This is a genomic window from Saccharopolyspora dendranthemae (assembly GCF_007829955.1).
Classification (GTDB): Bacteria; Actinomycetota; Actinomycetes; order Mycobacteriales; family Pseudonocardiaceae; genus Saccharopolyspora; species Saccharopolyspora dendranthemae.
This window is the reverse complement of record NZ_VIWX01000008.1, coordinates 25,004-37,750: the sequence shown is the minus strand read 5'-3', so window position 1 is coordinate 37,750 and position 12,747 is coordinate 25,004. Positions and strand designations below refer to the sequence as shown.

The 12,747-nt window shown below is 70.1% G+C and carries 16 protein-coding genes; 1 reads left to right on the top strand and 15 read right to left on the bottom strand.

What is annotated here, in order from left to right:
* Positions 1–13 precede the first annotated feature (13 nt).
* The 15 genes from recO to hemW form a co-directional block, all read right to left on the bottom strand.
* Entirely contained in the window at positions 14–826 is an 813-nt protein-coding gene (recO, locus tag FHU35_RS28745) for a DNA repair protein RecO (RefSeq protein WP_145745512.1), read from the bottom strand.
* Positions 827–1,019: 193 nt separating this feature from the next.
* Positions 1,020–1,460 carry a DUF2752 domain-containing protein gene (locus FHU35_RS28740; RefSeq protein WP_246110634.1) on the bottom strand — a complete coding sequence of 147 codons (441 nt, stop codon included), beginning with the start codon at positions 1,458–1,460 and terminating at the stop codon, positions 1,020–1,022.
* 3 nt (positions 1,461–1,463) lie between these two features.
* Positions 1,464–2,231 (bottom strand): RDD family protein, encoded by a 768-nt coding sequence (locus tag FHU35_RS28735; RefSeq protein WP_145745510.1) that lies wholly within the window; start codon positions 2,229–2,231, stop codon positions 1,464–1,466.
* Between the two features lie 120 nt (positions 2,232–2,351).
* Positions 2,352–3,257, bottom strand: a complete 906-nt coding sequence (era, locus tag FHU35_RS28730; RefSeq protein WP_145745508.1) for a GTPase Era — start codon at positions 3,255–3,257, stop codon at positions 2,352–2,354.
* 141 nt (positions 3,258–3,398) lie between these two features.
* Positions 3,399–3,764, bottom strand: coding sequence for a cytidine deaminase (locus FHU35_RS28725; protein ID WP_145745506.1), 366 nt, complete (start codon positions 3,762–3,764; stop codon positions 3,399–3,401).
* On the bottom strand, positions 3,757–5,079 hold the full coding sequence (locus tag FHU35_RS28720) for a hemolysin family protein (protein WP_145745504.1): 1,323 nt from the start codon (positions 5,077–5,079) through the stop codon (positions 3,757–3,759). The genes FHU35_RS28725 and FHU35_RS28720 overlap by 8 nt, the downstream gene beginning before the upstream one ends.
* Before the next feature lie 10 nt (positions 5,080–5,089).
* On the bottom strand, positions 5,090–5,650 hold the full coding sequence (gene ybeY / locus FHU35_RS28715) for an rRNA maturation RNase YbeY (protein WP_145745502.1): 561 nt from the start codon (positions 5,648–5,650) through the stop codon (positions 5,090–5,092).
* The gene (locus FHU35_RS28710) at positions 5,647–6,708 is read right to left on the bottom strand and encodes a PhoH family protein (protein WP_145745500.1); all 1,062 of its coding nucleotides are present in this window, start codon (positions 6,706–6,708) and stop codon (positions 5,647–5,649) included. Before FHU35_RS28710 ends, ybeY begins: the two co-directional genes overlap by 4 nt.
* Positions 6,709–6,825: 117 nt before the next feature.
* Positions 6,826–7,191, bottom strand: a complete 366-nt coding sequence (locus tag FHU35_RS28705) for a histidine triad nucleotide-binding protein (protein WP_145745498.1) — start codon at positions 7,189–7,191, stop codon at positions 6,826–6,828.
* A 286-nt stretch (positions 7,192–7,477) separates the two neighbouring features.
* On the bottom strand, positions 7,478–8,212 hold the full coding sequence (locus FHU35_RS28700; RefSeq protein ID WP_145745496.1) for a 16S rRNA (uracil(1498)-N(3))-methyltransferase: 735 nt from the start codon (positions 8,210–8,212) through the stop codon (positions 7,478–7,480).
* Positions 8,213–8,220: 8 nt separating this feature from the next.
* Positions 8,221–9,393 (bottom strand): molecular chaperone DnaJ, encoded by a 1,173-nt coding sequence (dnaJ, locus tag FHU35_RS28695; protein WP_145745494.1) that lies wholly within the window; start codon positions 9,391–9,393, stop codon positions 8,221–8,223.
* A 63-nt stretch (positions 9,394–9,456) separates the two neighbouring features.
* A complete protein-coding gene (gene hrcA / locus FHU35_RS28690) occupies positions 9,457–10,479 on the bottom strand; it encodes a heat-inducible transcriptional repressor HrcA (RefSeq protein WP_145745492.1) in 1,023 nt (340 codons plus the stop codon).
* A gap of 177 nt (positions 10,480–10,656) precedes the next feature.
* Positions 10,657–11,046 (bottom strand): type II toxin-antitoxin system death-on-curing family toxin, encoded by a 390-nt coding sequence (locus tag FHU35_RS28685; RefSeq protein ID WP_145745489.1) that lies wholly within the window; start codon positions 11,044–11,046, stop codon positions 10,657–10,659.
* Positions 11,047–11,244, bottom strand: a complete 198-nt coding sequence (locus FHU35_RS28680) for a ribbon-helix-helix domain-containing protein (protein ID WP_186459670.1) — start codon at positions 11,242–11,244, stop codon at positions 11,047–11,049. It lies immediately after the preceding gene.
* Between the two features lie 32 nt (positions 11,245–11,276).
* Positions 11,277–12,500, bottom strand: a complete 1,224-nt coding sequence (hemW, locus tag FHU35_RS28675; protein ID WP_145745487.1) for a radical SAM family heme chaperone HemW — start codon at positions 12,498–12,500, stop codon at positions 11,277–11,279.
* An 84-nt stretch (positions 12,501–12,584) separates the two neighbouring features.
* Here hemW and FHU35_RS30485 point away from each other — a divergent pair, with 84 nt between their 5' ends.
* Entirely contained in the window at positions 12,585–12,659 is a 75-nt protein-coding gene (locus FHU35_RS30485) for a putative leader peptide (protein WP_425474198.1), read from the top strand.
* Positions 12,660–12,747 lie beyond the last annotated feature (88 nt).

The window sequence follows — 12,747 nt, the reverse complement described above, 5'->3', positions numbered from 1 at the left end:
TCGAGCTCGATCATCAGTTCAGCGGCTGCCCGCTCTCGCCCTCCGCGGCCCCGACCAGCGCCGCTTCCGAGGCCCGTTCGCGGATCAGCTCGGGCACGGTCCGCTCCACCAGCGGCAGGGACCGCAACTGCCGCTCCATGTACCACTGCAGGTGCGCGGCGACCAGGCCGCTGGCCTCCCGGCGGATGGGGCCGGCAGCTGCCTCGGCGGCGTCCCAGTCACCGTGCAGCATCGCCTCCATCAGCGGCAACGTCAGCGCGGACGGCCGGACCGACCCGGCGGGCCTGCACGTCGGGCATACCGCTCCCCCGGCCTGCACGTTGAACGCCGCGTGCGGTCCCGCCTGACCGCACCGGGCGCACTCGACCAGCGCGGGCGCCCAGCCGGCGAAGGACATCGCCCGCAGCAGGAAGGCGTCGAGCACCTGGGAGGAGTCGCGGTCCCGGCCGGACAGGGCGCGCAGCGCACCGACCGCGAGCAGGTAGAGGCGCAGCACCGGCTCGCCTTCCTCGGCGGCCAGCCGGTCGACGGTCTCCAGCACCGCGCAGGCCGCGGTGTAGCGCTGGTAGTCCTCGACGATCTGCACGCCGAAGGCGTCGACGGTCTGCACCTGGGTGATGACGTCGAGCGTGCGGCCGGTGTAGAGCTGCACGTCGACGTGGCAGAACGGCTCGACCCGCGCGCCGAAGCGGGAGGTCGTGCGGCGAACGCCCTTGGCGACCGCACGCACCTTGCCGTAGCGCCGGGTCAACAGCGTGATGATCCGGTCCGCCTCGCCCAGCTTCTGCACCCGCAGCACGACCGCGGTATCCCGGTAGAGGCTCACCGGTCCATTTTCGCACTTCGGCCCGACGAGGGGACCGGATGTCCTCCCGCCGCGGGTTCGCCGGCGCCTTCGTGGCAAGTGCGCCGGGGGACGTCGTGTGGGTGGGGTGGGGAAGTTTTCATGAAAACTTCCCCACCCCACCCACACGACGGGCATCAGGTTCCGTCACCCGCACCGGCACGCAGAACAACTCCTAGAGGCGGAGCGCCGGGACGGTGTTGCGGAGCAGGACCCAGGCAGCGGTCACCGCCAGCGCGACCTGGGGCGTCCAGCGCCACCGGGTCCAGGTCGGCAGTCCGCGGCCGAAGCGGCCGGCGACCCACGCCACCCAGGCCCAGGCCAGCAGCGGGAGGAACAGCAGGGCGAGGGCGTTGTAGTGCAGGGCCGCGGGCAGGTCGCCGTGCAGCAGGCTGAACAGCATCCGGGTACCACCGCATCCCGGGCAGTCGAACCCGGTCAGCAGCTTGATCGGGCACGGCGGCAGCGGAAACCCCGATTCCGAGGCGGGATTCGCCGCCAGCACGAGTGCTGCTCCCGCGCAGCCGACGAGGACCGTCGTCGCGGGCAACCGCACCCGGTGGAGAAAAGACGATGCCGGTGCGGGTCGTCCCGCACCGGCATCGACATCAGTCAAGGTTCACCACTGCTGCGGCGGCTGACCGAAGCCGGGCTGCTGCGGCGGCTGGCCGTAACCGGGCTGCTGCGGGGGCTGGAAACCGCCCGGGGCCTGCGGCGGCTGCGGGCCCTGGGGCGTCTCCGGGACGGTGACCACGACGGTCTTCATGATCTTGTCCGCCCAGGTCTGCTTCTTCTCGTCCCAGGTCGGCGACAGCCAGCCGATGGGCAGACCGCAGATCGCCGAGTCGACGACGTGGCAGATCTGGCGCAGGAAGGCGCTGCCGAAACCGATGGGCTGACCGGTGAACTCGCTGACCGTCTTGATCTTGGCGACCTTCTGGCCCAGCGTCTGGCCGGTCGTACCGCGCCGGTAGGCCGTGTTCCAGATGGTGAACACGGCTACGCCGATGTAGAGCACGCCGGCGATGATCGCGACGGTGATGCCCGCCGTCGCCACCGAGTCCGAATCACCGGAGCTGGCGGCGCCACTGAGGACCACGCCGGAGATGATGTACATGACGACGACGACGGCCATCGGAATCGCGCCGTCGATCAGGTAGCCGAGCGCACGGGTGCCCCACTCGGCCAGCTGCCCGGCCGGGTGCGCGCCCGGCGCCCCGTAGGGCTGCGGCGGGTACTGCTGCGGGTAGCCCGGCTGCTGGCCGTACGGCTGCTGGGGCTGGGGCCCCGACGGGGGGCCGAAGGGCTGCTGAGGCTGCGGGCCCGAAGGCGGGCCGCCGTAGGGCTGCTGCGGACCGGACGGCGGGCCGCCGTAGGGGTAGTTCACGACAGAGTCCTTCTCCACGGTTTTTCGGAAGTTTCCGGCCCGCTGCGAGGCCGACCGGAAACGTAACTCAGACGTTCGACCGTCGTGGGTGGTTCCGGGAAACCGACGTGGAAAAAGTGATCAGAACCCCAGTTTGCGGAGCTGCTTGGGATCGCGCTGCCAGTCCTTGGCGATCTTGACGTGCAGATCGAGGTAGATCTTGCTGCCCAGCAGCGCCTGGATCTGCCTGCGCGCCTGAGAACCCACCTCACGCAGGCGTTCTCCGCCCCGGCCGATGACGATCGCCTTCTGGCTGGAGCGCTCGACGTAGATCAGCGCGTGCACGTCGATCAGGTCGTCACGGCCTTCGCGCGGGTTCATCTCCTCGACGGTGACCGCCAGCGAGTGCGGGAGTTCGTCGCGCACGCCCTCGAGCGCGGCCTCGCGGATCAGCTCGGCGATCAGCGTCGACTCCGGCTCGTCGGTCAGCTCGCCGTCCGGGTAGAGCTGCGGGCCTTCGGGCATCTGCGAGACGAGCACGTCGGAGAGCTCGTCGACCTGGAAGGAGTCCTTGGCCGAAACCGGGATCAGCTCGGCGAAATCCATCACGTCCTGCAGCGCCAGCAGCTGCTCGGCCACCTGCTGCTTGGGAACGAGGTCGGTCTTGGTGACGATGCCGACCACGGGGGTGCGGCGAGCGACCTTCTTGAGCTGCTCGGCGATGAACCGGTCTCCGGGACCGACCTTCTCGTCAGCGGGCACGCACAGGCCGACGACGTCCACTTCGGACCAGGTCTCGTAGACCAGGTCGTTGAGCCTGCGGCCGAGCAGCGTGCGCGGGCGGTGCAGTCCGGGGGTGTCGACGATGATCAGCTGCGCATCGGGGCGGTGCACGATGCCGCGGATCGCGTGCCGGGTCGTCTGGGGCTTGCTGGAGGTGATCGCCACCTTCGTTCCGACCAGTCGATTCGTCAGCGTCGACTTGCCGGCGTTGGGTCGGCCGACGAAGCAGGCGAATCCGGAACGGTGGGCATCTTCGGAGGTCACCGCCCCATTGTGACGTCTCCCCGTCCCGGCCTGCTCACCACCCACCGCACGGCCCGGCCGGGGCGCCTCGACCGGATCTCCACGAAAAATCGGGACCCGGTTCTCCGCGGAGCTCCGGGTCCCGAATGCCGTTGGAGTGCGTCAGTCGGCGATGAGGCCCCGGATCTCGCCCTTGCCGTCGGCGCGCAGGACCGGTGCGTTCTTGGTCATGTCGTGAGCAGCGGCGACCGAGGCGTGGTCGAGGGCATCCGCGTCGGTGACGACCGCGGCGGCCTCGAGGCCCTCGGCTCCGCTGGAGACCGCTGCGGCCACCGCCGCCTGCAAGGCCGTGAGGCTCAGGGAGGGCAGGGCGATCGTGGTGGCCGCGTACGTGCGGCCATCGGTGTCGCGGACCGCGGCTCCTTCAGCGGCGCCGTTGCGGGCCCGGGAGGAACGCGCGAGCGTGACGATCTTGGCGTCCTCCGGGTCGAGCTCCTGCGGTGCCGCCTTCTCGACGTGCTCAGCCACGGCTGCTGCTCCCCTCCTGGTCGGCACCGCGCAGCGGTGCTGGGTCGGTGTTCACCCGGTGGACGAGCAGCGCGTTGATGCGAATCCGCCCCCGGTGGTCCTTGCCGCCCTCGGCGCGCAGCCGCAGTCCGGCGATCTCGGTTTCGGCGCCCGGCAGCGGAACCCGGCCCAGCCGCTGCGCCAGCAGCCCGCCGACCGTCTCCACGTCGGAGTCGTCGAGCTCGACGTCGAACAGCTCGCCCAGGTCCTCGACCGGGAGCCGGGAGCTGACCCGCACGACGCCGTCGTCGAGGTGCTCGACCGGGCGGTGCTCCTCGCGGTCGGACTCGTCGGTGATCTCCCCGACGATCTCCTCCACGATGTCCTCGATGGTCAGCAGGCCCGCGGTGCCGCCGTACTCGTCGACCGCGATGGCCAGGTGCTCGCGGGAGATCTGCATCTCGCGCAGCAGCTCGTCGAGCCGCTTCATGTCCGGCACGAAGGTGGCGGGCCGCATCAGCTCTTCCACGGCCGGCCCGGAGGCGGTGGTCGACTCCAGCACGATCCGGGTGAGGTCCTTGAGCGTCACCAGTCCCACGATGTCGTCGACGCTGTCACCGATCACCGGGATCCGGGAGAGCCCCGAGCGCAGGCACAGGGCGAGCGCCTGCCGGGCGGACTTGTCGTGCTCGATCCAGATGATCTCGGTGCGCGGCACCATCACCTCGCGCGCGAGGGTGTCGCCGAGCTCGAAGACCGAGTGGATCATCTCCCGCTCGCCGGCGGCCACGACACCGCGCTCACCTGCGAGGTCGACCAGCTCGCGCAGCTCGACCTCGGTGGAGAACGGTCCCTCGCGGAACCCCTTGCCGGGGGTGATCATGTTGCCGATCAGGATCAGCAGCCTGGTCAGCGGGTTCAGCAGCCGGGCCAGCACGCGGACGGGAGCGGCGACCTTCAGGCCGATGCTGTACGGGTGCTGACGGCCGAGCGTGCGCGGGCCGACGCCGACTAGCACGTACGAGGCCACCAGCATGATCAGCACCGCGATGACCAGCGCCCAGGTCTCCGAATCCGCGATCCGCAGCGCCATGACCGTGACCAGCACGGTCGCGCCCATCTCGCAGGTGAGCCGGAGCAGGAGCAGCAGGTTGACGTGCCGGGGCCGGTCGCCGAGCAGCAGGACGAGCTGCTTGGCCCCGCTGCGGCCCTGGCGGGCCAGATCTTCGGCGCGCGCGTGCGATGCCACCGTGATGGCCGCTTCCGAGGCTGCGAACACCCCGGCTGCGAGCACCAGCAGCACCGCGAGCACGAGGAACGCGGTGGAACCGGCCAACGCCACTCCCCTAGTTCGCCGGAGCCGGGCCGGTGCCCGGCTCGTCGTCCAGACCGACCGCGCCGAGGACCTTGTCGTCCGCGCTGCGCTGCGCCTTCGTCCGCTCGGCGTCGTCCCGCGCCTCGCGGTACTCGGCCAGGATCCGGTTCTGCAGCCCGAACATCTCGCGCTCCTCCTCCGGCTCGGCGTGGTCGTAGCCGAGCAGGTGCAGGACGCCGTGCACGGTCAGCAGGTGCAGCTCGTCGAGAGTGCTGTGACCGGCCTTCTTCGCCTGGTCCCTGGCGAACGCCGGGCAGAGCACGATGTCGCCGAGCAGCGCAGGGCCGGAACCGGCCGAGTCGGGGCGGCGGGCCGAGTCGTACTCGTCCATCGGGAAGGACATCACGTCGGTCGGACCGGGCAGGTCCATCCAGCGCTCGTGCAGGTCGGCCATGACGTCGAGGTCCACCAGCACGATGGACAGCTCGGCGAGCTGGCTGACGCTCATCTTGTCGAGCGCGAAGCGGGCCACCGAGACGATCGTCTCCTCGGGAACCGCGACGCCGGATTCATTGGCGATCTCGATGGTCATGCTGGTCCTCGTCGCTGGCCGTTGCGCCGTCCGTCGTGCTGGTCGGCATCGTTGTGCGCGTGCCAGCGGTCGTATGCGTTGACGATGTCGGTGACCAGCCGGTGCCGCACCACGTCGTGGCTGTCCAGCTGGGAGAAGTGCACGTCGTCGACGCCGTCGAGGATCTCCTGCACCATCTTCAGGCCGCTGCGCTGACCACCGGGAAGGTCGATCTGGGTGACGTCGCCGGTGACCACGATCTTGGAGCCGAAGCCCAGCCGGGTCAGGAACATCTTCATCTGCTCGGGCGTGGTGTTCTGCGCCTCGTCCAGGATGACGAAGGAGTCGTTGAGCGTCCGGCCCCGCATGAACGCCAGCGGGGCGATCTCGATCGTCCCGGCCTGGGTCAGGCGCGGCACCGACTCCGGGTCGACCATGTCGTGCAACGCGTCGTAGAGCGGCCGCAGGTACGGGTCGATCTTCTCGTAGAGGGTGCCCGGCAGGAAGCCCAGCCGCTCACCGGCCTCGACTGCGGGGCGGGTCAGGATGATCCGGTTGACCCGCTTGGCCTGCAGCGCCTGCACGGCCTTCGCCATCGCCAGGTAGGTCTTGCCGGTACCGGCGGGGCCGATGCCGAAGACCACGGTGTTGTTGTCGATGGCGTCGACGTAGTGCTTCTGGTTGAGCGTCTTGGGGCGGATGGTGCGCCCGCGACGGGACACGATGTCCAGGCTGAGCACGTCGGCCGGGGACTCGTTGTCGTCGGCCGAGAGCATCCCCACGCTGCGGCGCACGACGTCGGGACCGATCTGACCGCCCTTGCTGATCAGCGAGATCAGCTCGGCGAACACCCGTTCCGCGAACGCGACCTCGGCAGGTTCCCCGGAGAGAGTCACCTCGTTGCCCCGGACATGGACGTCGGCGGTGAGCAGGTCCTCGATCACCCGCAGGTTCTCGTCCCGGCTCCCCACCAGCGGCAGGACGACGTCGTCGGGGACGTTCACCTTGGACTGAGCCGTTGCGGTCTGCGACTGCTCTCCGGACTGGGCGGCGGCGCCACCCACAGCGAAACCGGCCACGTAGTTCGGGCCTACCTTCTGCGCGTTGCGCGCTGGTCGTTCGGTCAGTGCTCCCTGGCATCGATGGTAGTCGAAGGGAGCAAACGGGTTCGTGACCTGCTCCCCCGGACCCGCCGGTCAGCCCATGAGCGGACCGCCCGTCATGCCACCGAGCCATTCGCCGCCGAGCAGGTGCAGGTGGACGTGGAAGATCGTCTGCCCGGCGTCGGCGTTGGTGTTGAACAACAACCGGTATCCGGACTCGACGATTCCCTCCGCCTGGGCGATCTCGTGCGCGGTGCTGATCAGCTCCGCCAGCAGCGCGGGGTCCGCGACCGCCAGTTCCGAGGCGTTGCGGTAGCGCTCCTTGGGGATGACCAGGACGTGCGTCGGGGCCTGCGGGTTGATGTCGCGGATCGCGATGACCCGCTCGTTCTCCCGCACGATGTCGGCCGGGATCTCCCGCGCGATGATGCGCAGGAACAGCTCCTTCTCCTCGCTCATGCCCGAAGGCTAGCCGAAGTGGATGTTGGAGCCGGGAGCGGAACGGCCGCGCGACGACCTCCTGGGGGTGCTGCGCCGCAACCGGGGCTGGGGGGATGCTCCACTTGCGGCGCAGCGCTCGCCGGGCCAAGGGGGGAGGTGCCCGGCGAGAGCGGAGAACCCGATGCCCGTGCGACATCGGTGACGACGTTGCCCGTCGCACTCGCGCAAGCACTGAGCGTATCGCTCGTTCGACCGATCGCGCCACGCGATCGGATGAAGTTCTCGATCTTGGTCACCAAGGGTGTTAGGACCAGCGGGTGGTGACGGCTCCCAGCGCCCCCAGCGCCACGGCCGCGGCCGTGGAAGCCCGCAGCACGGTGTGCCCCAGGCGGGTGACCTGAGCTCCGGCATCGCGCAAGGCCGCCAGCTCGTCGTCGGAGATGCCGCCCTCCGGTCCCACGACCAGCAGCACCTCGCCCGAGATGGGGAGATCGACCGCCGTGAGCGGTCCGGACGCCGACTCGTGCAGGACCAGCGCGACGTCGGCCTCGGCGACGAGCTGGGCGAGCTGCTTGGTGCTGACCGGCTCGGCGACCTCGGGCGTCCAGGCGCGGCGGGCCTGCTTGGCCGCCGCGGCCGCGGTGCTGCGCCAGCGGGCCAGGGCCTTGGCCCCGCGCGGCCCGTCGTCCCACTTGGCCACGCAGCGGGCCGCGCGCCAGGGCACGACCGCGTCCACGCCGGCCTCGGTGGCGAGCTCGACCGCGAGTTCCCCGCGATCGCCCTTGACCAGGGCCTGAGCGACCCGGACGCGCAGCTCGGGCTGCGGTTCGCGCCACGTCTCCGACACCGTCAGGCGCAGCGAGTCGCGCTCGGCGACGTCGACGACGCAGCGCGCCAGGCCGCCCTGCGCGTCGGCGAGCAGCAACTGCTCACCGGCGCGCAGGCGGCGCACGGTCGCGGCGTGCTTGCCCTCGGGACCGTCCAGCGTGGCGGGCCCGACGGCGGGCAGCCGTTCCACCGAGAAGACCGGCAGCGACACGGGCTACCTCAGCGGTGCCCGAAGGAGCGGAACCGCGAGAACAGGCCCTGCCTGCCGTTGCCGTTGGCGGTCACGGTCGGCTCGGGCTGCTCCTCGCCGCGCAGCTTGGCCAGGTCGCGCAGCAGCTCCGACTGGGTGTCGTCGAGGTTCGTCGGAACCACGACGTCCAGGTGGATGTGCAGGTCGCCGTGGCCGCTGACCTTGCCGTTGGAGCGCAGCTTGGGCAGCCCGCGACCGGTGATCACGTGCTCGGTCCCCGGCTGGGTCCCGGCCTCGACGGCGATCTCCTCGCGCGACCCGTCCAGCGTCTCCAGCAGGAGCACGGTGCCCAGCGCCGCCGCGGTCATCGGCAGTTCGACGTTGCAGTGCAGATCGGCGCCATCGCGGGTGAACCGCTCGTGCGGCTGCTCCTCGACCTCGACGAACAGGTCGCCCGCCGGGCCACCGCCGGGGCCGACCTCGCCCTCACCGGCGAGCCGGACGCGCATGCCGTCGCCTACACCAGCCGGGATCTTGACCGTGATGGTGCGCCGAGCGCGGACCCGGCCGTCGCCGGAGCACTGCTGGCAGGGGTCGGTGATGACCTCGCCGAAGCCGCGGCAGACCGGGCAGGGCCGAGAGGTCATGACCTGGCCCAGGAAGGACCGCTGCACCGACTGCACCTCGCCGCGACCACCGCAGGTGTCGCAGGTCGAGGGCGCGCTGCCGGCCTTCGATCCGCCGCCGTCGCACACGTCGCAGAGCACTGCGGTGTCCACGGTGATGTCGCGGTTGACCCCGCTCGCGCACTCCTCCAGCGTCAGCTCCAGGCGCAGCAGCGCGTCGGAACCGGGCTGCACGCGGCTGCGCGGGCCGCGGCCACCGCCGCCACCCCCACCGCCGAAGAAGGCGTCCATGATGTCGCCGAGGCCGCCGAAGCCGGCGAACGGATCGCCGCCCTGGCCGCCACCGGCGCCACCACCGTTGCCGAGCGGGTCCCCTCCGAGGTCCACCACCTGGCGCTTCTTCGGATCGGAGAGCACCTCGTAAGCGGTCGTCACCTCGGCGAACCGCTCCTGAGCCGCTTCTTCCGGATTGACGTCGGGGTGCAGCTCCCGGGCGAGCTTGCGGTAAGCCCGCTTGATCTGCTCGGGTGTCGCGTCCTGGGAAACCCCGAGGGTCGCGTAGTAGTCCCTGGCCACCTTCTCCGTACTTCCTCTGCTCGATTAAGTCGAGTTAATGCCGGTCATGCCGGTGCGAAAAGCTCACCGGCCGTCCAAGATCTCGCCCACGTACGCGGCTACGGCGCGAACCGCCGCCATCGTTCCGGGGTAGTCCATGCGGGTCGGGCCGACGACGCCCAGACCGCCCAAGACCATGCCATCCGAACCGTATCCGGTGGAAATCACCGAGGTCGTCTGCATCTCCAACGCCTCGTTCTCGGCCCCGATGCTGACCCGGACCGTACTCGAATCGCGGGCGGCGGCGAGCAGCTTGAGCACCACCACCTGCTCCTCCAGCGCTTCGAGGACCTGCCGCAACGAGTTGGGGAAGTCCGCGACGTTACGCGTGAGGTTGGGCGTGCCGCCGAGCACCATCCGTTCCTCCGGGTGTTCCACGAGCGACTCGATGAGCACGCTGCAGACCCGGATGAGCACGTCCCGCAGTTCAGGCGGGGCCTGGTCCGGCAGTTCGGCCACGGCGGCGGAGGCGTCGGCGAGCCGCTTCTCGGTCATCGCCGAGTTGAGCACCGTGCGCAGCCGGCCCACGTCGTCGTCGGTGATCACGTCGCCGAGGTCGACCATGCGCTGATCCACGCGGCCGGTGTTGGTGATCAGCACCAGCATCAGCCTCGCCGGGGTGATGGTCACCACCTCGACGTGCCGGACGGTGGAGCGGGTCAGCGTCGGGTACTGCACGACCGCGACCTGCTGGGTCAGCTGCGCGAGCAGCCGCACGCTGCGGCGCATCACGTCGTCGAGGTCCAGAGCGCCGTCCAGGAAGTTGCCGATGGCCCGCCGTTCCGGACCGGTCAGCGGCTTGACCTCGTGCAGCCGGTCGACGAACAGCCGGTACCCCTTGTCCGTGGGCACCCGCCCGGCGCTGGTGTGCGGCTGGACGATGAAGCCGTCCTCCTCCAGCGCCGCCATGTCGTTGCGCACCGTGGCGCTGGACACACCGAGGTCGTGACGATCGACCAACGCCTTCGAACCGACCGGCTCCTTGGACGACACGAAGTCGGCCACGATCGCCCGCAGGACCTCGAAACGGCGTTCATCCGCGTTCACCCGCGCACCTCCTCAGCTTCCTGCCCAGCGGATTCCGCGTGATCACGAGGACGCGCGAATCCGCGCACCCGGCGCTTGGCGCACCGGGCACCCACGTCGAGTTTACGGCGTTCGTCCCCCAGAACCGAGAGCCGCAGCGGGCGGACGGCACGCGACGAACCGTGACGCCGCCACCGGCTACTGACCAAGCCGTGGCGCGGTCCAAGCGCGCAACGTCCCCGCGATCTCCGGAACATCGAGCTCGCCGGACGCGATGGCCACCACGAACTTCTCGCCGTCATCAACCGTGGGAGCAGTCAGGAGGACTCCGTTGATCCAGTAGAAACCGAAGGTGCCGACCCACCCGAGCCGCTTGTTGCCATCCACCAACGCGTGGTTGCGGACAAGCGAATGCAACAGAGCTGCCGCTTTGTCGTGCACCGTCGGATAGGCGTCCTTCCCGAAAACGGTGGCTTGTGCGCGTGCGAGCGCGCCCTGCAGCAAACCCCAGTCTCGAACCTCCGGTTGATGCCCCAGAGCGCGCGTCGCGGCGAGTACCAGGTCATCGATGGAGGGAAACCTGGTCACCTACTGCCCCAACCTCTCGATGAGCTCCGCGTCTCGCTGCACCACAAAGTCGACGGCCTCCGCGAACGAGACCTCGCGCCGGGCCGTGTACTCACGAATGGCCTGGCGTGCGACGTCTTGCATCGACCGGTGCTCGTCTTCCGCCGCTTGGCGGAGAGCCTCGTTTTCCTCATCTGTCAGCCGCAGTGTCATCGCCATGAGGAGATGATACCGCGTGATACCGCGTGACGTCAGGTGAGGAGGTCTTGGACGACGGCGTCGGCCAGCAGGCGTCCGCGGTCGGTGAGGACGCAGCGGCCGTCGGCGAGGGCTCCGGGTTCCAGCAGGCCGTCGGAGGCGGCCTGCTCGGCGGCGCGGCGGCCCGCGTCGTCGAGGGCGCGCACCGACAGCCCGCTGCGGACGCGGAGTTCGAGCATGACGCGCTCGATGCGCTGGTCCTCGGCGGTGAGCAGTTCGCGCGCCTGGGCCGGGGAATCACCTTCGGCGAGGGTCGCGGCGTAGCGGGCGGGGTGCTTGACGTTCCACCAGCGGACACCGCCGACGTGGCTGTGCGCGCCGGGGCCTGCGCCCCACCAGTCGCCGCCCTGCCAGTAGCCGAGGTTGTGCCGGCACTCGGCGTCGGCGTCGCTCGCCCAGTTGGAGACCTCGTACCAGTGCAGACCGGCCTCCCCGAGCTTGGCGTCGAGGAGCTCGTAGCGGTCGGCCAGAACGTCCTCGTCGGGCATCGGGAGCTCGCCGCGCCGGACCTTGCGGGCCATCGCGGTGCCGTCCTCGACGATCAGCGAGTACGCCGAGACGTGATCCACACCGGCTTCCAGCACCGCGTCCAGCGAGTCGCGCAGGTCCTGCTCGCGCTCGCCCGGCGTGCCGTAGATGAGGTCGAGGTTGACGTGCTCGAACCCGGCGGCGCGGGCCTCGCGGGCGGCGGTCACGGCACGCCCGGGCGTGTGGGTGCGTTCGAGCACGCGCAGGACGTGCTCGGCGGCCGATTGCATACCGAGGGACACCCTCGTGAAACCGGCCGTTCGAATCCGTTCGAAGAATTCGGGCGAGGTCGACTCCGGGTTGGACTCGGTGGTCACCTCAGCCCCGGCTGCCAGGCCGAATGTGTCACGAATCGCGTCGACCACCGAGGCGAGCCGATCGGCGCCCAGCAAGGAGGGCGTTCCGCCCCCGACGAAGACCGTCTCGGCGGCCGGTGCGGGACCCGCCGAGAGGACCTTCGCGCCCAGCTCCAGCTCGGCCCTCAGACCGTCCAGCCAGGTGCCGAAACTGGCCGAAGAGCCCAGCTCATCGGCGGTGTAGGTGTTGAAGTCGCAGTACCCGCAGCGGGTGGCGCAGAACGGCACGTGGACGTAGACGCCGAAGGGGCGGGAACCCAGCCCGTCGAGGGCCGATTCCGGGAGGCTCCCGTCGGCCGGTGCGGGTTCTCCGGTGGGGGGTTGAGCAGGCACGCTTCCACTGTCTCACTATGCGGATGGGGTTGGTCCCGTCGGTTCACGCGTGGCACGCTGCGCGACGTGGGTGCGACTCTGCCAATGCTTCTGCTGGTCGCCCGCAGGTACGTTGACCTGCGGCGGGTGGCCAGCGCGCTCTGCCTCGGCACGGTCTGATCCCCCGCCGTCTTTTTGTCTTGTCCAGTCGGCGCGGGCCTCCGAGGAGTGAGAGCCGTCACGCCGACGGTACTTCCACGCGGGGGTT

Excerpts from the sequence above, each read along its gene's own strand:
- ybeY (WP_145745502.1), bottom strand. The coding sequence starts at position 5,650 with ATGACCATCGAGATCGCCAATGAATCCGGCGTCGCGGTTCCCGAGGAG.
- FHU35_RS28705 (WP_145745498.1), bottom strand. The coding sequence starts at position 7,191 with ATGAGCGAGGAGAAGGAGCTGTTCCTGCGCATCATCGCGCGGGAGATC.
- FHU35_RS28680 (WP_186459670.1), bottom strand. The coding sequence starts at position 11,244 with ATGGCGATGACACTGCGGCTGACAGATGAGGAAAACGAGGCTCTCCGC.